The organism is Wolbachia endosymbiont (group A) of Rhinocyllus conicus (assembly GCF_947250775.1).
Lineage (GTDB): Bacteria > Pseudomonadota > Alphaproteobacteria > Rickettsiales > Anaplasmataceae > Wolbachia.
In genome coordinates this window covers 533,633-559,184 of record NZ_OX366349.1, presented here as the reverse complement: position 1 = coordinate 559,184, position 25,552 = coordinate 533,633, and the positions used below count along the sequence as shown (strand labels likewise).

Annotated in this window: 18 protein-coding genes; 8 read left to right on the top strand and 10 right to left on the bottom strand. The window is 36.6% G+C overall.

Going from position 1 to position 25,552, the window contains the following annotated elements; genetic code table 11:
* Window positions 1-68 precede the first annotated feature (68 nt).
* A complete protein-coding gene (gene pheT, locus OOK92_RS02810) occupies window positions 69-2,465 on the top strand; it encodes a phenylalanine--tRNA ligase subunit beta (protein WP_264736173.1) in 2,397 nt (798 codons plus the stop codon).
* Here the strand turns inward: pheT and OOK92_RS02805 are convergent.
* The 4 genes from OOK92_RS02805 to hemJ form a co-directional block, all read right to left on the bottom strand.
* Entirely contained in the window at window positions 2,462-5,155 is a 2,694-nt protein-coding gene (locus OOK92_RS02805) for a hypothetical protein (protein ID WP_264736172.1), read from the bottom strand. The genes pheT and OOK92_RS02805 overlap by 4 nt on opposite strands.
* 68 nt (window positions 5,156-5,223) lie before the next feature.
* On the bottom strand, window positions 5,224-8,610 hold the full coding sequence (gene ileS, locus OOK92_RS02800; RefSeq protein ID WP_264736369.1) for an isoleucine--tRNA ligase: 3,387 nt from the start codon (window positions 8,608-8,610) through the stop codon (window positions 5,224-5,226).
* Window positions 8,611-8,944: 334 nt separating this feature from the next.
* Window positions 8,945-10,264 (bottom strand): tRNA (N6-isopentenyl adenosine(37)-C2)-methylthiotransferase MiaB, encoded by a 1,320-nt coding sequence (gene miaB / locus OOK92_RS02795; protein WP_264688421.1) that lies wholly within the window; start codon window positions 10,262-10,264, stop codon window positions 8,945-8,947.
* A gap of 269 nt (window positions 10,265-10,533) precedes the next feature.
* Window positions 10,534-10,962, bottom strand: coding sequence for a protoporphyrinogen oxidase HemJ (gene hemJ, locus OOK92_RS02790; protein ID WP_264736171.1), 429 nt, complete (start codon window positions 10,960-10,962; stop codon window positions 10,534-10,536).
* Window positions 10,963-11,027: 65 nt separating this feature from the next.
* Here hemJ and pdhA point away from each other — a divergent pair, with 65 nt between their 5' ends.
* The gene (pdhA, locus tag OOK92_RS02785; protein WP_264736170.1) at window positions 11,028-12,008 is read left to right on the top strand and encodes a pyruvate dehydrogenase (acetyl-transferring) E1 component subunit alpha; all 981 of its coding nucleotides are present in this window, start codon (window positions 11,028-11,030) and stop codon (window positions 12,006-12,008) included.
* A gap of 150 nt (window positions 12,009-12,158) precedes the next feature.
* Window positions 12,159-12,326: a hypothetical protein gene (locus tag OOK92_RS02780; protein ID WP_264736169.1), complete on the top strand. Its 168-nt coding sequence runs from the start codon at window positions 12,159-12,161 to the stop codon at window positions 12,324-12,326.
* Between the two features lie 142 nt (window positions 12,327-12,468).
* Here OOK92_RS02780 and OOK92_RS02775 read toward each other — a convergent pair whose 3' ends face one another.
* Entirely contained in the window at window positions 12,469-12,606 is a 138-nt protein-coding gene (locus OOK92_RS02775; RefSeq protein WP_264736168.1) for a hypothetical protein, read from the bottom strand.
* Between OOK92_RS02775 and OOK92_RS02770 the strand changes: the two genes are divergently transcribed.
* Window positions 12,589-12,828, top strand: a complete 240-nt coding sequence (locus OOK92_RS02770) for a hypothetical protein (RefSeq protein ID WP_264736166.1) — start codon at window positions 12,589-12,591, stop codon at window positions 12,826-12,828. The two genes, OOK92_RS02775 and OOK92_RS02770, sit on opposite strands and share 18 nt — an antisense overlap.
* Before the next feature lie 475 nt (window positions 12,829-13,303).
* Here the strand turns inward: OOK92_RS02770 and ccmA are convergent, their stop codons facing one another.
* Together ccmA and OOK92_RS02760 are read right to left on the bottom strand one after the other, a co-directional pair.
* Entirely contained in the window at window positions 13,304-13,927 is a 624-nt protein-coding gene (gene ccmA / locus OOK92_RS02765) for a heme ABC exporter ATP-binding protein CcmA (RefSeq protein WP_264736165.1), read from the bottom strand.
* A gap of 3 nt (window positions 13,928-13,930) precedes the next feature.
* Window positions 13,931-14,362: a hypothetical protein gene (locus OOK92_RS02760; RefSeq protein ID WP_253309472.1), complete on the bottom strand. Its 432-nt coding sequence runs from the start codon at window positions 14,360-14,362 to the stop codon at window positions 13,931-13,933.
* Between the two features lie 195 nt (window positions 14,363-14,557).
* On the opposite strand from OOK92_RS02760, the gene aspS reads away from it, so the two are divergent.
* Together aspS and OOK92_RS02750 are read left to right on the top strand one after the other, a co-directional pair.
* Complete coding sequence (gene aspS / locus OOK92_RS02755) at window positions 14,558-16,360, top strand: aspartate--tRNA ligase (RefSeq protein WP_264736368.1); 1,803 nt, start codon at window positions 14,558-14,560, stop codon at window positions 16,358-16,360.
* A gap of 35 nt (window positions 16,361-16,395) precedes the next feature.
* Window positions 16,396-17,658 (top strand): MFS transporter, encoded by a 1,263-nt coding sequence (locus tag OOK92_RS02750; protein WP_264736164.1) that lies wholly within the window; start codon window positions 16,396-16,398, stop codon window positions 17,656-17,658.
* 7 nt (window positions 17,659-17,665) lie between these two features.
* Here the strand turns inward: OOK92_RS02750 and OOK92_RS02745 are convergent, their stop codons facing one another.
* A complete protein-coding gene (locus tag OOK92_RS02745; protein ID WP_264736163.1) occupies window positions 17,666-18,625 on the bottom strand; it encodes an RluA family pseudouridine synthase in 960 nt (319 codons plus the stop codon).
* Window positions 18,626-18,800: 175 nt separating this feature from the next.
* On the opposite strand from OOK92_RS02745, the gene OOK92_RS02740 reads away from it, so the two are divergent.
* A complete protein-coding gene (locus tag OOK92_RS02740) occupies window positions 18,801-20,096 on the top strand; it encodes a Na+/H+ antiporter NhaC family protein (RefSeq protein ID WP_264736161.1) in 1,296 nt (431 codons plus the stop codon).
* 463 nt (window positions 20,097-20,559) lie between these two features.
* Window positions 20,560-20,688 (top strand): hypothetical protein, encoded by a 129-nt coding sequence (locus OOK92_RS02735; protein WP_264736160.1) that lies wholly within the window; start codon window positions 20,560-20,562, stop codon window positions 20,686-20,688.
* 460 nt (window positions 20,689-21,148) lie between these two features.
* Here OOK92_RS02735 and ppdK read toward each other — a convergent pair whose 3' ends face one another.
* Both ppdK and OOK92_RS02725 read right to left on the bottom strand, forming a co-directional pair.
* Complete coding sequence (gene ppdK / locus OOK92_RS02730) at window positions 21,149-23,830, bottom strand: pyruvate, phosphate dikinase (protein WP_264736367.1); 2,682 nt, start codon at window positions 23,828-23,830, stop codon at window positions 21,149-21,151.
* Between the two features lie 361 nt (window positions 23,831-24,191).
* A complete protein-coding gene (locus OOK92_RS02725; RefSeq protein ID WP_264736159.1) occupies window positions 24,192-25,547 on the bottom strand; it encodes a phosphomannomutase/phosphoglucomutase in 1,356 nt (451 codons plus the stop codon).
* Window positions 25,548-25,552: the final 5 nt, after the last annotated feature.

Below are 25,552 nucleotides of genomic sequence, written 5' to 3'. Positions count from 1 at the left end.
CCACTACAACAAGCTTTAAAAGCACTACATTTTATATTACAATAACTCTTTTATTTCTTTAAAGGTTCATGAAATTCACATTATCTTGGTTATTAGAGCACTTAGAAACCAATGCTAGTTTAGAAGAAATTACCGATAAATTAACTCACATAGGGTTAGAAGTAGAAGATGTGATCGACAATACCAAATTAGCTGGTTTTATTGTTGCAAAAGTATTAGAAGTTGCACCTCATCCAAATGCCGATAAATTAAAATTATGTAAAGTAGATGACAGAAGTAAAACTCTACAAATAGTTTGCGGAGCAAACAATGTTAGAGAAGGTATGAAAACTGTGCTTGCATCTCTTGGTAGCACATTGCCAGAAAGTGATTTCACAATCAAGCCTACAAAAATACGAGGAGTGCTAAGTGAAGGGATGCTCTGCTCTGCTTCTGAACTTGCGCTGGTTCAAGAAGAAAGTGAAGGAATAATCGAGCTTTCCGATGATTATAAAGTAGGGGATAAATTTTTCAATTGTGACCCTGTAATTGATATAAATGTTACTCCAAACCGTGGAGATTGCTTAGGCATTTATGGAATAGCTCGCGACCTTGCTGCAACTGGAATTGGGACATTAAAGACTTTAAGCATTCCACAACTTACCAGCTCCATAAATTCACCAATCGATGTTGAAGTGACTGACGGAGAAAGTTTTATTAGTGGAATATACATCGCCAATGTAAAAAATCAAGAAAGCCCAAAGTGGCTAAAAGATAAATTGGAATCGATAGGAATGCGCTCCATTTCTACAATAGTTGACATTACTAACTATATTATGATATCTTTTAATCGTCCAATGCATGCGTTTGATGCAAACAAAGTAGATGGCAAACTTACAATAAGAAAAGCAAATGATGGAGAAAGCTTCTTTGCTTTAAATGGTAAGGAATATTTACTGGACAATAATATAAACATTTATTCTGATAGTAAAAATATTCATGGAGTTGCTGGAATTATAGGTGGAAAGTGCAGTGAATGTACTCTTGAAACCACCAATATTTTTTTGGAATTAGCTTTGCTCGATCCAATCTCTATCACTAAATCTTCAAGACAGCTCAGCATCTCCACAGACGCTAGTTACAGATTTGCACGTTCAATCGATCCTGGATTTACCCTTGATGGACTCAATCTTGCAGCCAAAATGATTTTGGATTTATGTGGTGGAGAAGTCTCAAGCGTAGTGTCTGCCGGTAATCTAGATAAAGAATACACCTCTGTCATCCAAGTAGCTGACACTGGGATCCAGAAAAAACCATGCCGGAATGATGCTAAGATAAGCCTTGATTACCAAGATATAAACAAGTTTGGAAGTGTATCTGTATCACCTGATGAGACGTTCGATATTTTAACGAAACTAGGGTTTAGTATTGATAAAAAAACCGAAGGCAATTGGAATGTACAAGTACCAAGCTGGAGACCGGACGTGACTATACCTGCTGACCTAATTGAAGAAGTAACAAGAATATACGGCTATGACAAAATAAAAGAAGAACCACTACCAAATAATGTTGAAGAAGTAGATAGTACATACGACAATTTGCGTATTTTGATGACAAACAGAGGGTTTCATGAAGTGCTAACCTGGTCGTTTATGAGTGAATCAACAGCTGAAAAATTTGGTTACTCGAATAAGTTATTTATCATCGATAATCCGTTTAACAATAACTTTAATATGATGAGACCAAGTATTATGCCAAATTTATTGCAAGTCACTGCTGATAATATTGCCCATGGAGTATCTGATCTTGCAATCTTCGAAATTGGGCCGATTTACGATGGTGAAGCTCAGTCTAAACATGTCTTAAGTGGAATAAGAACAGGAAATAATTTACCGCGAAACCATTATAATATTGATAGGAAAGTAGATGTTTTTGACGCAAAGGCTGATTGCATAGCAGCTTTGGAGTTTTTTAACGTCAATTGCGATAATTTAACGATAGAGAGAGCAGAAAAAGAATATTATCATCCAGGAAAGTCAGGCACCTTATCTTTTAGAAGTAAAATAGTTGGTTGTTTTGGGGAATTGCATCCTAATATATTAGATCTTTTTGACATCAAGCAAAAAGTTGTAGGTTTTGAGGTAATACTAGAAAATATTGAAAATTTACCTGTAAGTAGAAAGAAATTTATCGATTATAAATACCAAAGTGTAAAACGTGATTTTGCATTTATTGTAAATAAGGATGTGGAAGTAGGTAACATAATCAATGTGGTAAAAAAAAGCTCAGAGCTCATCACAGAAGTTTTAGTATTTGACGTATACCATGGAAACAATATAGAACCGAATAAGATGTCTATAGCATTGTCAGTTACTTTCTGCTCTCCAATCCACACTTTAACTGAAAAAGAGATCCAAAAAGAATCAAGTGCTATAGTTAATTTAGTATGTGAAAATACCGGAGGAACCTTGAGAACTAGTCATTAAAACGTAATCACAGTTTCCTGATTTTGCTGTGTCACACTTACTTCATCCAATCTATTCCCAATCTTGAATTCAACATCCTTAAAAAATCTATTCCACATTCCACGCAAATGCTCTTCTACTTTAGGCCATACATCATTTTTAAATGTCTCTCCATCATCAGAAAACACATTGCCTAAAAAAGCTCCAAATCCTTCATAATTTGAATGAAAATGTTGAAGAAATGTCTCTATTTCCTTATGAGTATCATGTGCCACACTCAACGCTTTTCCTTCTGTGCTCTCATCCCCATACATTGCAACGGCAAGACCTGTTTTAATATATCCCAAGCCTGTCTGAATAGCTTTTATAGGTTGCAGCCATGAACTCTTATCGCTTTTTGGTACATTATTTACTATATTTTCCACCAACCTATTTATTAAAGGAGACAATAAATCTTGACAAAAGTGTTTGATATTATTCTTTATTTCAACTGCAGGACCTTTCATGCGTTTTTCTGCTAAAAAGTATTCTAGTTCTGCTTTTTCTAATAACTCCTTGATTTCTTTTTCATCAAAAATTTCTTGCTTGAGCACCTCCAACAACTCATCTTCTATTATTGCAAATTTTATTTTTTCGCGAGATTCCAGTTCTTCTCTATAATCATTTTTTGTTTCTTCATTTATCAATAATCCTTTTTCTTCTAATTCTAACTGTTTTAATGCTTTTAGGATTTCTTGGTTATTTTGCAAGTGCTTCTCTATTAATTTTGTACTTGGATGCTTCTCCCCCCTTCTATTTTGCTCATCTTCTAAATATTTGTTTAAATCCTCATTTCCTTCTATTACTTTTCTTAACGATATAGGTTGCTTTAAGCATTCTGCAATTTCCGCTCGGTGCGCATTAATCCTCTGCACTAAATTCGGCTCCTTTTCCTCTAACAGCTTACATGAGTCCTCTATACCCTTTGCTTGGCCTTTGAATAAATTTTGTATTTTACATTTCGTTATTTCTAAATATATCTTTGCTATAAAGTCATTTACTTTATCTGAAGCTTCTTTTAAACTTTTCTTGCTAAAAGGACCTTTTATCTCCTCTTCTAAACTTCGAAACTGGTCTATTAAGCTTAGCGTGCCTAATAGGCCTAACTCACCCTTTGCTTTTTTCATTACTGATTTTACTAGCCTTTGCTCAACCTCCTGATTATCATACTCGAATTTAAAAAGACCTTCTAATTTCCTTTTTAAATCATCATTTGTTAAGTTATTTTTTCCCTCATCATATACTGCTTTTAATTTTTCATATATCTTAGTATATCTTTCTTGTCCTTGTTTTTTTAAATCTTCAATTATTTTTTTAGCATCATTTAGAGCTTTCTCTGTTTTTCCAAGATCTGTATCCTTATAAACATCAATTATTGTTTTCTTAGCTATTTTATCTTCTTGTATAAGCCGTCCCCATTCTGCTTTAAATACAGAAAGCTCACTATCGCCTAAGGCATCTGGCACTTTTGCTCCTGCTTCTTTTAGACCTTTTATTATCATCTCTTTCTCATTTGGTAATTCTTTACCTTGGCTTTCTAGTTTCTGTTTCACTAAAGTATTTCTTAGCTCATCTTCCAGTGAAAAATCTTCTCCCCGTCTATCTCGCTGAAATTTAATTGCTTGTATAAAAGCAACTCGATAAGCATTTTGTATTAAGTAATTCACCAGTTTAGAATCTACACTATCCACCACTTTCAGTCTGAATTCGTTCAACAGTTCCTTCAGCTTATCATATGTAATATCTTTTCCTTCTAGCTTCATTAGCTCTTCCATAGTCTTTGCGAATTCCTGAATCGAAATTGCAAGCACATTCTTGATCTCATTACGTAAAGGCCTAAGGCCGTTTTTTAAATTGATATTAGCTGATAATTTCAGTATGGTATTATGTTCTGAATCACGTGCAACATTAAACCAACTACCATCTTTATCTTCATATAAATCTCTAAGTAATTGTTCAAATTGCGGTGGAAACTTAACTTCCATATCCCACTTAATGTCTGACTTACCAGCATCTATTTCACGAAAAGACACTTCAATATTCTGGTGTTCATTCTGATATAACCCATTACTTATTTTTAGAGCAGCAACCAAAGAATGAGATAACTTTCTGTTTGTAAGATAAAAAGTAGCTAAGGCGGGTGTTGCAGGAATAATTAAGGCTATAAGCACAGCTATATCAACAAGAATTGCAATTGCAGCAAGAACGCCATATGCCAATCTTTTTGCTGTACTTACCTCACTCTTTTTTGTTTTACTTTCCTCTGAACTGGTTTGTGTTTTACTGTTTGTTTTATATATAACTAACCCCAATGCAACAGAAGCAACATAAGGAAACATTAAAACTGACAGAGCTGAATTTAATACTTTCTTCTCCAGGCAAGCTCTGTTTATTTCCTTAAATATTTCGCTTGATATATTATACCAGGAAGTAAAAAAATCGGAGCCGTAACCTTTATAATGAAATATACTTAGTGGAATGCTAAAATCAGCACATATTTTTTTTAAATTACTAACAGATTCTTGCTCTTCCAAAGTAGCAACAGGTCCTTCCTGTTTTTCTGAAGTAGCAAAAGATTCTCTTTGTAAATTAGGTTGTCCATTTAATGCATCTAAATCACCACTATTGTTATTTAAGTCAACAACTTCCTCACAACCTACAACAGCATTCATACCATAACCTTATCCAATTACCTTAAGTATAGCATAAATACTGACAATCTTGCAACTTTATTAAAAATCTAACGCTCAATGCTAACATTTAAATCCTGATATTCCTTAGAATAAAAGTTAGTTCCAATTTCTGTATTAATGTCCAAAGATAAGGCAAGGGTCTGCTCTTTTATATATTCAATCCACGTATTTATTGCTTCCTTAATTTTCTCATCTTCTGTTTTGATTATTACTCTGATTCTATCGGACATATGAAAATCAGCTTGTTTCCTAGTTTCCTGAATGAGCCTCACTACATCTCTTGCAAGCCCTTCTAGAATCAATTCATCATTTAAAGTAGTGTTTAGGATAACAACCCCTTTGTTGTTATCAAATACAGAGGAGAATTCACTGTTTGCTTTTAATAATAGTTCATATTCGCCTTTTTCTATGATATAATTTTCTGACTCGTCCCCCAAAAATATGAGACCTCTTTCTGTCATTCCAGCGCGTGACGCTGGAATCTGCGTCTGGATCCCAGTGTCAGCTACTCGGATGACACCGGATTCAACTTGTTTCCACTTTCCTTGTTTAACATATTGAACCAGTGTCTTAATCTTCTCCGGAATTCTTTTTCCAAGCACAGGGAAGTTGAGTTTTAACTCTAGTGATGCAATATCTTCAAGTCTGTTTACTAACTTCAGTTTTTTTACATTTACCTCATCTTTTATCATCTCTTGGTACTCATTTGAGTTTTCAGCACACTGGATCCCAGTGTCACGCACTGGGATGACAGAAAACGGCTCACCTTCAAGAAAACTACAGGAAGACTGATGATAAATGATCATACTGCCAAGTGGCTGTCTGATACGTATATTAAAAGTGTTTCTAATAGAGAGTGCAGAGTTACATATCTCTCTCACTAGATCCATTTTGGCAATGAGCTGACTATCAAACTTCTCTAATTGTGGGAAATCGGCCAAATGAACAGATGTTTCTTCATACTTAAGCCCTTGCCATATATTCTCTGTTATAAGTGGCAACAAAGGGGCTGCAGCTCTTAGTATGTAATAAAAAACCGTATATAGAACATTATAAGCATCAGTTTTATCCTGATCCAAATCACTTTTCCAAAAACGCTCGCGACTGCGACGAATATACCAATTATTTAGCACTTCAAAAAAGTTCATCAAAATTTTGCAAGCCTCTTGGGAGTTATAGCTGTTCATAGAAGTTTGGATACTTTCTACAGCTTCAAAACATTTGGAAATCATGTAGCGATCAATAGTACTTTGATAATCCTTACAAACTTCAGCTTTAATTCCATCTGCATTTGCATACATGGTAAAAAAGTGATAACTGTTCCAAATAGGTTTTATTACGTTTTTCAGAACATCTCGTATTGAGTTTCCTTTTTTATCGAGTAGCAAATTACCACCACAAACAATAGATCCAGAAAGCATAAGAAAACGCAGTGCATCAGAACCGTATCTATCAAAAACCTCCATTGGATCTGCATAGTTATTCAAACGCTTGGACAATTTTTGCCCTTTTACATCCAAAACAACACCGTGGCATATGCAGTTCTTAAATGGTTCCCTATCAAACAAAGCAGTGGACAATACAAAGAGCGTATAAAACCACCCCCTGGTTTGCGCTATGTATTCAGTGATAAAATCTGCAGTTTCAAACCACTCCTTATTTTCAAACGGATAGTGGACTTGTGCGAATGGCATCGAGCCAGATTCAAACCAGCAGTCAAATACGTCAGGCACACGACGCATAACTGATTTTCCTGTTGGATCATCAGGATTTGGCCTCGTTAAAGTATCGATAAATGGTCTGTGCAAATCATCTACTTTAACATTAAAATCTCGCTCTAGTTCTTCTATCGAACCATATACATCCACTCTTGGATATCTTGTATCATCTGATTGCCACACAGGAATCGGAGTACCCCAGAATCGATTGCGTGAAATTGACCAGTCGTGTGCCCCTTCAAGCCATTTTCCAAATTGACCATCTCTAATGTGGTTTGGTATCCAATTAACTCTCTTATTTAGCTCTACCATTCTGCTTTTGAATTTTGTAACGGCAACATACCAAGAAGGCATAGTGCGATAGATCAAAGGAGTGTCAGTTCTCCAGCAGTGTGGATAATTGTGAATATATTGTTCAGTTTTGAACCAGTTTCCTTGTTCTTTCAATTTTTTTATTACTGTATCATTGGTATCAAAAACATGAACCCCTGCCAAATCTGAAACTTCAGCAGTAAATTTTCCACTGTTATCAATTGGACAAATAACTGAAATATCATGGCTTTGGCAAAGGTAAAAATCTTCCTCACCAAATCCAGGAGCAGTGTGTACAACGCCAGTACCATCTTCTCCTGTAACATAATCAGCAACAAAAACACGGAATGCATTCTTTGTATCTTTAAAGTAATCAAACAGCGGCTTATAGGAAAGGCCTGCAAGATCATTCGCTTTAAGTTTTATATTGCAGTTTTCATATGGAATATTGTTTTGTTCAGAGTGGCTGATAAATTTTTCTAGGTAGCTTTCAGCGAAAATATAAATTTCACTGTTCACTGAACTCCTTTCATTAACTTCTGTCATCCCAGTGCTTCGACACTGGGATCCAGAAATAGATTCCAGCGTCACGCGCTGGAATGACACCAAAGAGTGGACTGACACTGCACAATACTTGATGTCCTTTCCTATCGCCAATGCCAGATTGCTAGGAAGAGTCCAAGGAGTTGTAGTCCAAGCAAGTAATTTACATTTTTGTTTAACACTTTTAAACTGCTGTGGGTTTTCTAAAAGCTCAAATGCAACAGTTACAGCTTTGCTAGTCTTTTCTCTATACGCGTTATCAAGCCTTGTTTCAAAATTGGATAATGGAGTTTCGCACGCCCAGCTATATGGAACAACGCGTACTGATTCATACACTAGACCCTTATCATAAAGCTGTTTAAATGCCCACATGACCGACTCCATGAATGATTTATCCATGGTTTTATAGTCATTATGAAAATCCACCCACCTTGCCTGCCTATTGACATATTTTTCCCACTCTGATGAAAATCTCATTACAGAAGTACGACAATGGTTATTGAATTTTTCAATGCCGAATTTTTCTATCTCAGTTCTACCAGATATTCCAAGTTCTTTTTCTGCACCCATCTCAGCCGGTAATCCATGGCAATCCCAACCAAATCTACGTTCAACCCTTTTTTGAAGCATAGTTTGATATCTTGCAAATGCGTCTTTGATGAAACCAGTGAGTAAATGTCCATAATGTGGAAGTCCATTTGCAAACGGAGGTCCATCATAAAACACAAAACAATTATCCTTGGAACGTTCTCCAACTGACCGCTCAAAAACTTTATTTTCCTGCCAAAATTTTATGATTTCTTTTTCTAACGACGAAAAATCAGGACTACTTACTGTATCAGGATAATGCTTTGACTTCATGTTCATTTTGACCGGATAAAGCCAAAGAATATAGGGCTTTCTAGAAAATTACAAATGCAAAAAGAAACAAACTTATTCCTGCACCCCACACCCTATAGCTAACACAATCCCACGTCATAACGCGATTCATTCGCGGTATCTCAGCTTAACCGTCATATCGTCACGGTATCTCTAGATCCCGCTAACAAGTAGCGGGATGACGGTTGTCGGTAAGCCTAAATTACTTTAGCTATAGTTGATAAACTTGAAATAAACTACGTGAAGTACTTCTATCTTGTTCTATAGGGGTACTTTCTCTCAATCAAAATAATTCTCTGACGGATGTCCAACAGAGCTATCCTGCACCACACCCCAACAAACTATTCTGCCGAGCTTCCAACACTTTCACGTTTACTATTTTGTCCCTGTATTTACCTTCAGGATCATCAATGCACACTGATTGCATATATGGGCTTTTACCAATAATTTGGTTTTGGTGTTTGCCTTTTTTATCACTGAACAAAGCAGGTATAGTTTTGCCTACCATACTCTGGTTAAACTCAAGTTGTTGCTTACTAATTAATTTCTGTAAACGAAGAAGGCGTTCTGTTTTAACCTCTTCTGGTACTTGATCTTTTCTTTCTGCTCCTGGTGTACCTGGTCTTGGGCTATATTTAAAGCTATAAGCCTGAGCATATCTAATTTTTTCTACTAATTTTACAGTTTCTTCAAAATCTTTTTCGGTTTCTCCAGGAAAACCAACAATAAAATCAGAAGAAAATTCGATTTCAGGTTTCAATTTGCGAAATCTGTCTATTATTTCCAAATACTCCTCTGCAGTGTGCTTTCTGTTCATCGCGTGCAATATTTTATTCGAACCTGACTGCACAGGCAGGTGAATAAATGGCATGAGTTTTGGCTCTTCCGCATGCGCCAAGTAGAGAGATTCATGCATATCTCTTGGATGAGAAGTTGTATAACGAATCCTCTCTAGCTTTTCAATTTTAGCAATATGACTAACTAATTTGCCTAAATCCCACACTTCCCCTTCGCATTTCCCATGGTAAGCATTGACGTTCTGACCAAGCAAATTGATTTCCTTCGCCCCATTTGCAACTAATTTCAATGCTTCACGAAATATTTCATTCACTGGCCGTGAATACTCAGCTCCACGAGTATAGGGCACCACACAAAACGTACAAAATTTATCACAACCTTCTTGTATGGCAAGAAACGCAGAGGACCCCTGGCTATTGCCATAGCATTCATCTGGCAATTTATCAAACTTTGCAACTTCAGGAAAATCAGTGTTTATTACATGACCTTTACTTCTGCTTGCTTTGACTATCAGCTCCGGTAAGGTAGCGATACTCTGCGGACCAACAACAATATCAACAAAAGGAGCCCTTCTGAATACTTCTTCTCCCTCTGCTTGCGCTACACATCCAGCCACCACTATAGTAATTTCTTTTCGTGACGAATGAATTTTCCCGAGCTCAGAATAAAGCTTTTCTGCTGCCTTCTCTCTAATGTGACAAGTGTTCAGTATCACCAAATCAGCTTTTTCTGCATCACTAACAACGTTGAACCCCAAAGGTTTAATTATATTTTCCATTAAAACGGAGTCATAAACGTTCATCTGACAGCCGTAAGTTTTAATATATAGGCCTTTCATATTTGGTATGTCTTTTTCAAAACCCTACATACAATCACATTAAATGTCCAACAGACCAGCGCGTGACGCTAGTGAACTTGCTAGCACAATAGATTTTTATAAAATTGGATCCCAATGTCAAGCACACAGCTATTGCAACTCGACTTCACCAGTATCCCTGTAAAAATCATTGGTAAACCTCAGTAACTTTAGCTTATGTTATTTTCAAAAAAGTCAAAAATGAAAATAGAAGAGTAGCTGAGCTTTCTGCTTTTTCTGGGTAAGGTCAGTCAAAAAGGTTTTACAACAACCATAATAACTATAACTATTATCAATACCGTAACTGCTTCATTTAAAACACGAAAATAAACGTGTTTTTTTTCATTTGAACCCATTGCAAAATTTTTCCTATATTTTGCAAGTAGCATATGAATAATTAACATCAAAAGTATTGCAAATGCTTTTACATGAAACCATCCTTCACGATATGCTTCCCTAATAACCATTAATGTGATTCCAAGACCAAGTGAGAAAAGCATTGCAGGGTTTATGATATATCTAAGTAGCCTCTTTTCCATTGTTTGAAGCAAGCTATCATTTTCCGATCCCGGTTTTACAGTTGCGTGGTAGACATAAAGCCTGGGTAAATAAAGCATACCTGCCATCCACATAATGGCGGAGATAACGTGAAAAGCTTCGAGCCAGCGGTAGTAATCCATTGAGATTTATTACAAAATGTTAAAAATTTCTGATATTATTTTAGTTTAATGAAAAAGAAATCGATATGAAAGCAGAAAATTTCACTAAAGAACAGATAATTGGATTCTACAGGAAAATGCTACTCATACGCAGATTTGAAGAAAAAGCAGGACAATTATATGGAATGGGATTAATAGGCGGGTTCTGTCACCTATCAATAGGGCAAGAAGCAGTTGCAGTTGGAACTCAAGCTGCATCAAAATTAGGTGACGCTTTTATTACAAGTTATAGAGACCATGGCTTAATGCTCGCATGTAATTCTGATCCAAATGTTGTAATGGCAGAACTCACTGGCAAAGAAACAGGATGCTCGAAAGGTAAAGGTGGTTCGATGCACGTATTTGACGTTGAAAAAAAATTCTTCGGTGGACATGGAATAGTGGGGGCACAAGTTCCAATTGGCACAGGAATAGCATTTGCTAATAAATATAAGAAAAGAGACAACGTGGTATTCACGTATTTTGGTGACGGTGCTGTAAATCAAGGGCAAACATATGAATCATTTAATATGGCAGCTTTATGGAAGTTACCTGTAGTTTATATTATAGAGAATAACGGATATGCAATGGGTACTTCTGTAGAAAGATCCACTTTGGTAACTGAGCTATATAAAAAAGGAGAAAGTTTTGGTATTCCTGGAAAACAAGTTGATGGAATGGATTTTTTCTCTGTTTATGCGGCTACAAGCGAAGCAGCGGAACACACACGCAGCGGAAAAGGGCCTATCCTGCTTGAAATGAAGACATATCGATATCGCGGCCATTCGATGTCAGATCCTGCTACTTACCGCTTAAAAGAAGAAGTTGAAGATATGAAGCAAAATCATGACCCTATAGGCACTTTAAAGAAATACATGATAGATAATAAAATTGCTTCAGAAGAAGAATGTAAAGTAATTGATAAGGAAGTACGTGATTTAGTAAAAAAGTCGGAAGATTTTGCCAAAAATAGTAAAGAACCAAGCGTTGATGAGTTGTATACTGATGTTTATAAATTTGTTAGCTAAGTAGGCTTCTTTTTTTTTATCCAGGTGGCAACTAACTGTACGAACATTGTATAGTAAACGATGTCATTCAAGTAGCTCCTTCTCCCGTCATCTAAGTAGCCTTCTTCTTGTCATCCGAGTAGCTGAAACTGATTCCTTTATGACGGCCCAGTGCCCTCTTCTTGTCATCCCAGTGCCCTGACTACTTGGATCCAGGAAAAAGAATGGTGTCATCCCAGTGCCCCGACACTGGGATGGCTTTGTTGCATCGCTAGCTATGATGGATTAAAGATAAAAAAGATGGAGAATATCAGTAGCTTATTATTCTGGTATTTATAACAAGAACGGTCAGTGAATACCTAAATTTGAGTAAAAGAAATTTCACTACCACTCACTAATCCGGCTAAAATTCAAGAATTTCAATGCTTTAGCTATTTTCAATAGAATTAAGTTTATTAATATAAATAATAAATTACTATTCTTAAATTTGATCAGATTGATTGCAAAAAAACAAGATTTTCAATAGGTTGCTTATAATCCTAGCTATAGTTAGCCTTTCATAAGTAGCGATGCAACAAAGCCCACTGGGATCCAGAAAAGTTTGCTTGTAAGCAAGCAAACTAGCATAGAAAGTGGTTACAACATTTTCGATGAGATTATATGGAAAACTGGATCCCAGTGTCTGGGCACTGGGATGACAGCAGTCCTACGTCATACCGCGATTCATTCCTACGTCATACCGCGATTCATTCCTACGTCATACCGCGATTCATTCGCGGTATCTCTTAACATAGATCCCGCTAACAAGCAGCGGGATGACACCTCTCTTGGGCTCTTTTAGCTACAAACGTTAAGAAATTTACCAAGCGAAAAAAAAGGCAAAAGAAGCCCTAGTCATTGTCTATTTTCAGTATTTGGCGTTTTTTAAGTCTTAAACACTGCAATTTAGCTGCTTTTAAGTGCAGCTCACCTTAGTTTAAATGTTTAAGAAATTTACTAAGCAGAAAAAAAGGCAAAAGAAACACCGTGTTAGCTAGTTGTCACTCTCTAATCCTGCAAATTGGCGTACTATACTGTCTTAAACGACTTATAAGCGCGTTTCAGCTTATATAGGTAAAAACCCAGAAATGTTGTGAAGACATAAGGTGCACATAGTGCAAAAAATTAAAAATAAGACGCCAACTACGTTGTTTTCTTGCTGTTTAATCTGCACAGATGAAGATAACTGAATACCTTCACTATCATGATAAGGGGGCTGGCGGAGTTTGTCAAGGAAGTTTTTTCGTTTCTAACGGTTGTTAACGTGCTGCCAAAAACTATGCAAGAAGTCTATTGAAATCGCGTATATCAATCGTTGTAAAATCACACAATTGCTCTGTAGAGCTATGCCCTGTAATAATTACTATACCATTTTGCTCAGAGCGTATTGAGATTAGGTTCAGCACTAATTCACACGTTGCACTATCAAGATTACAAAATGGTTCATCTATCAGCCAAACGTTTGCATTAGAAATCAAGAGGCGAGCAAGCGCAACTCTTCTTTTCCAGCCTGCAGAAAGTTCGCCATATCTAATATTAAGTACAGGCTGTAACTGCAAGCAACAAATAGCTGCCACAATCAATTCCCTAGTATTTCGTATTCCTGCCCAGAATTCTATGTTTTGGGCAACAGTTAAGCTATCTTTACAGGCATTCTTATGGCCTATATAGACCATAGAAGGTATATAGGATTTTGGATCATCATATATGTCTTTTCCGCAGTACCTTATATTGCCTGATACCGGCGGTAAAAGTCCAGATAAACTTCTAATTAAGCTGGTTTTACCACTACCATTTGGACCAGTGATTAGAATCTTTGATTTTGGCTCAGCTTTAAAACTGAGATGTTTAAATAATACTTTGTTATTACGAGCGCAGGATAAATTTTCACATTCGAGCATGAATTATCTGCCCTTCCCCTTATGTTTACCTTGAGTTGAAGCCTGAGCTTTTACAAACAGCTCCCAAAATCCTTTCTTTCCGCCTTCTCTATGTATCAATTGTGCAAAACGCTGCATTAAACCATTACCCATCATAACCATCTTTGTCCATTTACCTACCGGTTTTGCTATGTCAACTATTTCTAGATCTTCTTTATAAACCTGTATATCTTTTTGCTTTTCGCGTAGCATTTCCTGTTGTTTCATCAACTCTTTTTGCTTATTTTTTTGATATAATTCGTTGAATTTTCTGTCTTCTTCCCACTCTTCTTTAAAAACTTTTCTAGGAAATATGATTTTTCTAATGCGATTTTTGTATATTTTTCTCAAAAAGAGAAATACTGCAGCTACAGCAAGTAATGTTACGCTATATAATATGATCTGTGTAAGTGGCATTTCCTGTATCTAATTCATTAAAAATACCCTTACTATTATACCATAATTATAGAAATTGTGCAATTTCTTTGCGGGTAAAGACAGTATAAAAGTAATACTGCTCTATTTCGTAAATTGGACAAATATCTGAGAATGGGCTTGTATGTAGTAAGGTTTATTTCTATACTTTTTAAAGAATTTAGAAGTGAAACAAATATGAACTGCTATAAAACTCACACGTGTGAAGAATTAAGGAAGAATGATGTAGGAAAGGAAGTTACCCTCTCTGGATGGTTATATCGTAAGCGCGATCACGGTAACTTAATTTTTGTTGATTTAAGAGACTTCTATGGAATCACTCAACTAGTATTTAATAATGATAAAGATTTTTTTGATGAGATTTCAAATTTAAAATCAGAAAGTGTGATCACTGTTACAGGAATAGTTGAAGCTAGAACTGAAGATACGGTAAACAGCTCTATCGCAACCGGAGAAATTGAGGTTGTAGTTAGCAATTTGCACGTTGAATCGGAAGTCGAGTTCCACTGTGATGAAGAAATAGCAAAAGAAGAAAGAAGTATATTAGCGAGCATTGCTGGCGAACAAGAATACCCAGAAAATATGAGATTTAAATATCGGTTTCTTGATTTAAGGCGAGAAAACACCCGCAACAATATTATTCTGCGCTCACAAATTATTGCAGAACTCCGCAAGCTCATGATAGAGCAAGGGTTTTTGGAAATTCAGACTCCAATACTTACTGCTTCGTCCCCTGAAGGTGCACGTGATTATTTGGTGCCAAGCAGACTAAATCTTGGTAAATTTTATGCATTGCCGCAAGCTCCACAGATTTTTAAGCAATTGCTCATGGTTTCAGGGTTTGATAAATATTTTCAAATTGCACCGTGTTTCCGTGACGAAGACGCAAGGGCTGACCGTTCTCCGGGGGAGTTTTATCAACTAGATCTTGAAATGTCTTTTGTGACTCAAGAAGACATCTTTCAGATTATTGAGTCTACCTTATATAAAGTGTTTGCTAAATTTTCTCGTAAGTCTGTCGATAAAGATTTTCCACGTATTACATATAAAGAAGCAATGCTCAAATATGGTTCTGATAAGCCAGATCTGCGCAATCCATTATTAATCAGCGATGTTACAGAAATTTTCCGTGATTCAGAGTTCAATATTTTCAAAAGTAATATTGATCGTGGTATGGTAGTCAGAGCCATCCCTGCTCCTAAAACAGCAGAAGAACCACGCAGCTTCTTTGATAAAAAAATAGAACATGCGCAAAAAGAATTCGGCGCTAAGGGGCTTGGGTATATAACATTTGATAAGGACGGCATCGCAAAAGGGCCAATTGCTAAATTCCTTGATGAAAACAGGCTAAATTCTATAAAAGAAATAACGGATGTAAAGCCTGGAGATAGTGTATTTTTTGCTTCTGATAAGGAAAATGAAGCAGCAACAATTGCAGGGAAAGTGCGCACTCTTTTAGGGTCAGAACTCAGTCTTATAGATGATAATATCTTCAAGTTTTGTTGGATCATTGATTTTCCCTATTTTGTATATGACGATAAAAGTAAAAAAATCGATTTCTTTCATAACCCATTCTCCATGCCACATGGCGGCTTGAAAGATTTAGAGGACAAAAATCCACTGGATATCCTTGCTTACCAATATGATCTTGTTTGCAATGGAATAGAGCTTTCAAGTGGAGCAATTCGTAGTAACAAGCTGGATATCATGTATAAGGCCTTTGCCATTGCAGGCTACAGCAAAGAAGAAGTTGATACAAAATTTGGCGCACTTGTGCGTGCATTCAGGTTTGGTGTGCCCCCTCATGGTGGAATAGCACCAGGGGTTGATAGAATGGTTATGCTACTTGCTGATGAGCCAAACATTCGTGAAGTAATCTGTTTTCCTATGAATCAGCAAGGAGAGGATGTTCTAATGGGTGCTCCTTCTGAAGTGGACAATAAACATTTACGTGAATTATCCTTAAAGGTTATTGAATAAAAATTTTTATAGCGGAGTGTGGTAAACCGAAAATCATGAACGATATTCAAAAAGCAATACTATCAAGCATAATCTGCAATATGATTATATGGTATGAAGTAACTCTGTTTGGAGTTTTGACGCATATAATAAGTAACGTTTTTTTTCCTTCAGAAAGTGATTATTTAAGCACAATCAAATTTCTTGGCAGTTTTGCAATTGGATTTGGATTTAGACCACTTGGTGCATTTATTTTTGGTTACATTGGAGATAAGTACGGTAGGAGGAAAGTTTTGCTGACTTCCGTAATATTAGCTTCGATATCATCTACTGCAATTGCGATTATACCAAGCTTTAAAGAAATAGGAATATTTTCTCCTATACTGCTTCTGCTTTGTAGAATAACACAAGGAATGGCAGCAGGTGGAGAAACAAGTATCAATTCAGCTTTTTTAATAGAGCATTCAAGCGATAAAAAAAATCTAGGCTTTTTAGGTAGCATGAAAGCTTTTAGTGGTGCTCTTGGTTCTATTACATGTTTTGTAATGATAGCTATTTGCAAAAAATTTACAGGTGAAAATTATGAAATTTGGGGCTGGAGGTTGCTCTTCTATTTCTGCTTTATTATGGGCATAATAGGCTTCTTAATAAGATACATAATGGAAGAGAGCCTAGCATATAAAATTCATGATCAAAATAGAAGCTTATCTCATTCTCCATTTTTAGAATTAATCAGGGACTATAAAAAGGCATTTGTGCTAGCAATTGGGCTTGGCGTTGCCCAAAATGCAATTGTTTATTCAGCAATCATGTTTTACAACATATCTGTAAAAGAACTTATTCTCTCAGGTATTGATATAAAAAATGTAGTAAGGATTATGGTTGAAATTACATTTGGAACGTCCGCAGTGCTATTTGCAATACTGTCTGATAAAGTTGGAAGAAAAAATGTAATGATTCCTACATTAGTAGCTCTAGCTTGCGCCGGTTTGCCGGTACTTTCGCTATTATCGTATGATAATCACTATATTGTAACGCTCACTTTTCTGTTGATAAGTGTGCCGATAGGTGCATCTTTTGGGATATATAATTCTCTTGCCTGTGAGTTATTTCCAACGAAAGTTAGGTGCACCGGCTTTAGCCTCGCACATAACATATCTGCAGGAATTTTTGGTGGCCTTTCTCCATACATATGCATGTGGCTTATAGAAAAAACCGAAACAAAACTTGCAGCAGGTATTTATCTTACTGCCTGCGCATTAATTAGCCTAATATCTGTGCTTCAAATCAAAGCCAAAGACAGAAAAGTTGATTGGTGAAATCGTTTCAGTCGAAAAATAGCACTTCAATAGACTTTTCAATGTGCTTAGGGATAGGAGCAGTAATAGTGATTTCTTTATTGCTTGGTAATTTTAAAGATAAAGAATGCGAATGAAGGTGAATTTTATTTGCTACCCCATTAATAAAAGCTTTTTTACCACCGTATTTACCGTCACCAAGAATAGGGCAATTTATATGAGCTAAATGTGCACGTAACTGATGGGTCCTGCCGGTAATTGGTTGTAATTTTAAATAAGCGACATTATGTTCTAACCTTGCCATAATTGAAAAATGCGTAGTGGCATTCTGAGGTGAATTTTCATCAACGACCACTTTTTCTTGACCTGAAACATATTTTTTCACCAATGGATAGTCTATTGTTCCACTATCCTTGCTCGGTATGCCAGAAGTCAATGCCAAGTAAGTTTTTTTTACCCTTCGTCCTTTAAATTCCTCCATAAGGTATCTGGCAACACTAGCATTGCGTGCGAATATTATCACTCCACTCGTATCTCTATCCAGCCTATGGACAATTTTAAATGTTTCTTCCTCTCTTATTTGGTCAAGCAAATCACTAATGCTAATCTTTACTTTTACGCCACCTTGAACGATGACCCCTGCGGGTTTGTTTATAGCTAGTATATATTCGTCTTCATATAATATGTTCTCTCTTAGTAGATTCACTAACTTTTCATTATATTTGCGATCAGAATTAGCGTTCTCAATATAATTCAAGTGCTTCAGCGTTATAGTTTGTCCAGAATTTACTCTATCACTAGACTTTGCTTTGCAATCATCAACTTTGATTAACCCTTTCCTTAAAGATTTTTCAATTACAGATTGCTTTAGATCAGGAAAGATTCTTCTGATGTACCTATCCAGCCTAACGTTATCGTCTTTTACTGATATGGTTTTTATATTCTCCATTACTTTATTTGGATGTATGCTAATATCAACTGTTTGCATGACATAAAATAAAGTATAGCACAAGATATAAACCCTTCGGCTACATGTGCTATTTATTTAGTAGATTAAATATGAAGTTTAAAACTCTGCTGTCAACTTCCTGCAAAACTAGTGAAAACCAAACTTGCTTAAAACCACTTAATTAGTTATAGTCATAAGTTTGAGGTACAGTAAAATGACAGCTTTTGTCCCTTTGATTATTTTTTTAATCTTGTACCTTGGAAGTGGTGCTTATTTTTCTTTTATCGGAACTGATAATCCACTTCATCAGGTTTCACCAGTAATCTGCTTGTTACCAGCGCTATTTTTTGCTGTCTCACGTGGTACAAATAAAATTCAGCATAACATCGATACTGTTATCAAGGGCATGGGTGACAAAAATACCCTTACTATGTGTTTAATTTTTTTATTTTCTGGAGCATTTTCTGCGGTTACTCAATCAATTGGTAGCGCAGACACTGTTGCTAATTTAATTCTTAATTTCCTTCCAGCAAGATTAATGCTGCCTGGAGTATTTTTGGCTTCTGCTTTTATTTCAACTGCAATTGGTACATCTATGGGAGTTGTTGCGCTGATGGTACCTATAGCTGTTAATCTGGCAAAAAGTGGAGCTTTTGGCCTTGAAATAGGAACTGCAACTGTAGTAGGTGGTGCCGTGTTTGGTGACAACCTCTCAATGATATCTGATACCACCATTGCATCTGTTTCTTCACAGGGAGCTTCAGCAAAAGATAAACTTAAAATAAACTCTAAGGTTGCATTTACTGCAGGTATTATAACACTCACCTATCTGGCAGTGATTTCAAGTAGTACAAAAATTATTTCTATATCAAATTTAGATTATTATTCTATAATAAAAATTATTCCTTATATTTCTTTAATAATCATGGGGCTGCTTGAAGTCACCACTTTAGTAACAATAACTGTAAACATAATTATTGCTGGTGTGCTAGGAATAGCTTTTTTTGATTATGCCATCGTTCAATTTCCTCATGACGTGTACGACGGTTTCAAAAAAGTAAACGAAATAGTAATATTTGCTCTATTTATCGGTGGGTTGAGCCATATAATGTACAAACAAGGTCAAAAAGCGTTGCATAAACTCATCGATGAAAGCAATATCACAAAAACTAAAGCTGAATTTTTGATAGCAGGAATTGCGTCTATGTTTACTACCTTAGTTGCCAATAATACCATTGCTATTTTACTAAGTGGTGGCATTGCAAAAAGACTCGCACAGAAACACGATATTGTACCATACCGCAGTGCATACTTATTAGATGTTTTTGCTTGTGCTACACAAGGCATCTTACCTTATGGTTCTCAACTATTGCTGGCAGGTAGCATCGCCTTTGTATCACCTGTTTCTTTATTAACACAGGTATATTACTGCTTTATTCTAGCGGCAGTTACAATAGGCGAAATAATCATCAACAGCAGAAAAGAGAAACATTGTGCGGCTGCAACTTAAAGTTTCTCTTTTTTTACCCATAAGGAACGGAATTACTTGACAAACTCCGCCAGCCCCCTTATCATGGAACTGAAGGTATTCAGTTATCTTCATCTGTGCAGATTAAACAGCAAGAAAACAACGTGGTTGGCGTCTTATTTTTAATTTTTTGCACTATGTGCACCTTATGTCTTCACAATATTTCTAGGTTTTTACCTACACAAGCTGAAACGCGCTTATAAGTCGTTTAAGACAGTATAGTACGCCAATTTGCAGGATTAGAGAGTGACAACTAGCTAACACGGGGTTTCTTTTGCCTTTTTTTCTGCTTAGTAAATTTCTTAAACATTTGAACTAAGGTGAGCTGCACTTAAAAGCAGCTAAATTGCAGTGTTTAAGACTTAAAAAACGCCAATACTGAAAGTAGACAATGACTAGGGCTTCTTTTGCCTTTTTTTTCGTTTGGTAAATTTCTTAAATATTTATGGCTAAACGACAACCGTCATCCCGCTGCTTGTTAGCGGGATCTAGAGATACCGCGAATGAATCGCGGTATGACGGTTCGCGGCGGCATGATGATAAGCTCGTCATCCCGCTACGTGTTAGCGGCTAAGAGATACCGCGGCGGTATGACGGTGTAGATAGTAATTCGTCATCCCGCTACTTGTTAGCGGGATCTCTTGTTAGCGGCTGAGATACCGCGAATGAATCGCGGTATGACGGTTAAGTAGGGTGTCATCCCAGTCTGGAATCTAGTCTTGATTATGCAGCCACTTATTTAAAGTTAAGTTTTCTGGATCCAAGTAGTCAGGGCACTGGGATGACGAGAAAGAGGCTACTTGGATGACAGAAGAAGGAGGCTACTTACATGACATCATTCTTTTTCCTGGATCCAAGTAGTCTGGGCACTGGGATGACATCATAGAGGCGCTGGCCCTGACAACCGTCATCCCGCTGCTTGTTAGCGGGATCTAGAGATACCGCGGCGGTATGACGGTTAAGTAGCCAGTGCTTGACACAGTTGTCTAAGTGAGGAAAGTCACCAGTGGTTATATTATTGCTATATTTCTCACTTACCCAACAAACTTAGATTTTACACTAAACTGTGCTGCCACTAACTTTGCAACCGGTACTCTATAGGGTGAGCATGAAACATAATCCACCCCTGATTCGATGAGAAACTCTATAGATTTTGGATCTGCTCCATGCTCTCCACATATACCTAGTTTTATTTCTTTTCGGGTTTTTTTGCCTCTTTCAATGGCTATCTTGATTAACTCCCCTACCCCTTCGATGTCCAGCACTTCAAATGGATCATTGTCAAATATATTGCTTTCCTTATAAGAATCGAGGAAATTAACTGAATCATCTCTTGAAAGTCCCATGGTTGTTTGCGTTAAATCATTAGTGCCAAAACTAAAAAACTCTGCATGTTTTGCTAACTTATCAGCAATCAGTGCTGCTCTTGGTAGTTCTATCATCGTCCCAATTGAATAAGCCTTGTCTGATGTCATTCCAGCGCGTGACGCTGGAATCTGCGTCTGGATTCCAGCTGAGATGACAGAGGATTCTTTCTTTGCTAGCTCGCATATCAGAATAAATTCTTTCTCATTCATTATAAAAGGGATCATGATCTCAGGCTTGATTTCTACACTTTTTTCCTTTTTTAGCTCATTTGCAGCACTAAGTATTGCCCTAATCTGCATGCTATATATTTCAGGATGAGAAATGGCAAGTCTACAACCTCGATGGCCAAGCATTGGGTTCTTTTCTGACAACTGTGCTATTTTATTTTTTACTGATTCAACTGACTTACTAAGTGATTTGGCGATTTTTTCTATAGTAGACTGATTATTGGGTAAAAATTCATGTAAGGGTGGATCAAGCAACCGTATAGTGACTTCCCTACCCTCCATAATAGAAAATATTTCTTTGAAATCAGACTTTTGCATTTCTTCCAGTTTAATGAGCGCATTTGCCCTTTCATTTTCATCGTCAGCTATTATCAACTTTTGAATGAATTCGATTCTATCACTAGCGAAAAACATATGTTCTGTGCGACATAAGCCTATACCTTCCGCACCGAATCCTTTTGCAATTTTTGCATCTTTTGGAGTATCAGCGTTCGCTCTCACTTTGACCGTTTTGATTTCATCTATCCAGTTGATTATCGTTTTGAATTCTTGCGATAATTCAGGTGAAATTGTAGGAAGAATGCCAAGCATAACCTCCCCTGTTCCTCCGTTGATGGTAATTGGTTCACCTTTATTTACTTTTGTATCCCCCACAGAAAAGAAAGTTCCATCTTTATCGATATAAAGTCCACTTACACTGCAAATGCATGGCTTACCCATTCCACGGGTTACAACAGCAGCATGCGAGGTCATCCCTCCCCGTGCTGTTACTATGCCACTTGCAGCATTCATTCCATTAATATCTTCAGGACTCGTTTCTGACCTTACTAAAATCACTTTTTTACCCTGCTCTGCAGCTTTTTCAGCATCACTTGCACTAAACACTACATATCCAGAAGCAACCCCTGGAGAAGCCGGCAGTCCCTTCCCTATTACTTTTTGGTCACTCTTAACGTCAAGAACTGGATGCAATAAATTGTCAAAAGTTTTTGGATCAATTCTCAATATTCCTTCTTCTTTTGTAATCGTTCCTTCGTTTACCATATCAACTATTATGCGAATAGCAGCTTCAGCCGTGCGCTTGCCAGACCTAGTCTGCAAAATCCATAACTTACCGTCCTGCACAGTAAATTCGATATCCTGCATGTCTTTATAATGCCTTTCAAGTTTTTCACATACCGCGCATAATTCCAGGTAGACACTTGGCAGCAACTTCTCCATGGTGTTTTCTTGCTCTCCGTCAATTGGCATAGGAGTATAAACACCAGAAACCACATCCTCACCCTGAGCATTAACCAAAAACTCACCAAAAAGCTTTTTTTCTCCAGTTGAAGGATTTCGTGTAAATATCACACCAGTTGCAGAATTATCATTTAAATTACCGAAAACCATTGCTTGCACGTTGACCGCTGTTCCAAGGTTTTCAGGAATGTTATGTATTCTTCTATAGGAAACAGCCCTATCATTTTTCCAAGAGGTAAATACTGCATTAACTGAGTTTAACAATTGCTCTTCAACGTTCTGCGGAAAATGTTTTCCTGTTTTTTCATGTACTATCCTTTTGAAATTGTTAACAATTCTCTTTAAAACATCAACATCAAGATCAGCTAAGCTTTTTGCTCCACTCTTTTGCTGCTTATTATCAACAACATCTTGAAATAGGTGATGGTCAAGCTGTAGTACAACATTGGAGTACATCATGATGAAACGGCAGTAGCTATCATAGGCAAAACGTTCTCCACTTTTTTTTGCAAGCCCAATAACTGTTTCATCATTTAAACCAACATTTAAAATAGTATCAAGCATGCCCGGCATTGAACTAACACTACCAGAGCGTATTGAAACTAATAAGGGGTTATTTAAATCCCCTAATTTACAACCGATGTCATTTTCGAGCATCGCCATGTAGTTTTTAACCTCGTTACGTAGGTCGTTAGACAATTCATTATCCTGACAGTAGGCCTGACAAACAGAGGTGGAAATTGTGAAACCAGGTGGAACAGGAATGCCAACATTGCACATTTCTGCTAAATTTGCTCCCTTTCCTCCCAGCAGATTTTTCATTTCTGCATTGCCTTCGCATTTACCCTGGCTAAAGTAATGTATTAACTTTTCCCCCATCATTTTCTCCGGATTTTCACTGATAAACACATTGTACATATAGTTCCAATAAACCTGTGAGGACTTGAAACCTTAGGATAATAAATTTTACAAAATTTGGCAACAACGTTCCTTCTGGCAACATCAGTAAAGTTAACAAAAAAGATGACAAATTATTATCAATAAGAATATATAATATAAAGATATATTTAAAAATTTTTTTATGGCTCTTTCCAAGTTTTTCAACCCTAAGAATAATGGTGTGCTGCAGTAACAAACAAAGTAATGTTTGTTTTATTGAAGATGAAGGAAGGCCCTTCGAAATCGGGTTTCAGGAGCAACCACCCTAAGTGGCTCTATTTAAGAGATAGGGTTAATTTCTCTATGAGCAGCTACAATTTAAAGACCTTGCTTCATCAATGTAATGGAACAAAACCTTTTTAGTAAGTTCAAAACCTTCTAAGGTATCTCCTTCGCATCTTGCTGTAATGCAGTTTTGTGTATTTGATGCTCTAAGGAGCCACCAACCTTTATTATCGTTATCATTTACCTTAACACCGTCAAGATCTGAAAATACAATATTTTGCTGCTCTAGTGTTTTCTTTATTGATTCAATGATTTGAAATTTTTTCTCATCTTTAACTACAATCTTTACTTCATGAGTGATATATAACTTCGGTAAATCCTCAATCACCTGAGATAGGCTTTGGTTTTTCTTAAGCAAAATGTCAACTGCTTTAACAGCAGAATATAGCCCATCATCAAAACCTAGCTCAGAAAAGAAGAAGTGCCCGCTTAACTCACCAGCAAACTTTGCCTCTTCCTCTACCATCTTCTTCTTAACTAGTGAATGTCCAGTAGCGCAGGTAATAACTTGCCCTCCTAACTTACTAACAAAATCATGCACCTTCATACTCATTTTTACGTTGGCAATAACTTTGCTTTCTGGATATTCCTCCAGCACTTCACGTGCAAAAATTATAAATAAATGGTCATTGGAAACAACGTTGCCTTTATTATCAATTAAGCGCACCCTATCGCTATCGCCATCTAGCGCAATGCCAAGATCACATCCATATTCCTTCACAATGTCAATTAATTGAGCGAGATTTTTTTCCTCTATGGGATCTGGATCATGCAGTGGAAATGCCCCATCTATAGAGTTATTGGTTACGATATGCGTATGACCAGGCAAGATCTTTTCAATACACCTTATAATTCCACTTGCTGGACTATTTCCACAATCCCAGGCTATTTTTAATTTCTGTGTAGTATTATTCTTCACTGCACCTTTTAATATGCGAATGTACTCACCATATATATTTATGTTAATTAAGCTTCCAATTCTTGTACTGTTTTTAATTGGACTGCTTATAATTTCCTTTATCTCTTGATCTGAGAAGACTTTTTTATTACTAAAAAATTTAAAGCCATTATATTCGCTGGGGTTATGAGAGGCAGTTATTATGATACCAAGATCCGCCTGCGTGATTTGCGTTGCAGCGTAGAGCATAGGTGACGAGCATAGTCCAACACGTATAACATTTGCTCCAGATAAAGTTAAGCCCCTAATTAATTCTCTTTCTATACCTGGTGAATCTATTCTGCTGTCGTAGCCGACACAAACACTAGCTACGGTTTGGCCAAACTTTCTACCTATCTCGTACCCATCATTAATCTGCAAATCTTTGCCTACTACACCTCTAATATCGTATTTTCTTATAATGCTATTGTCCATACTGC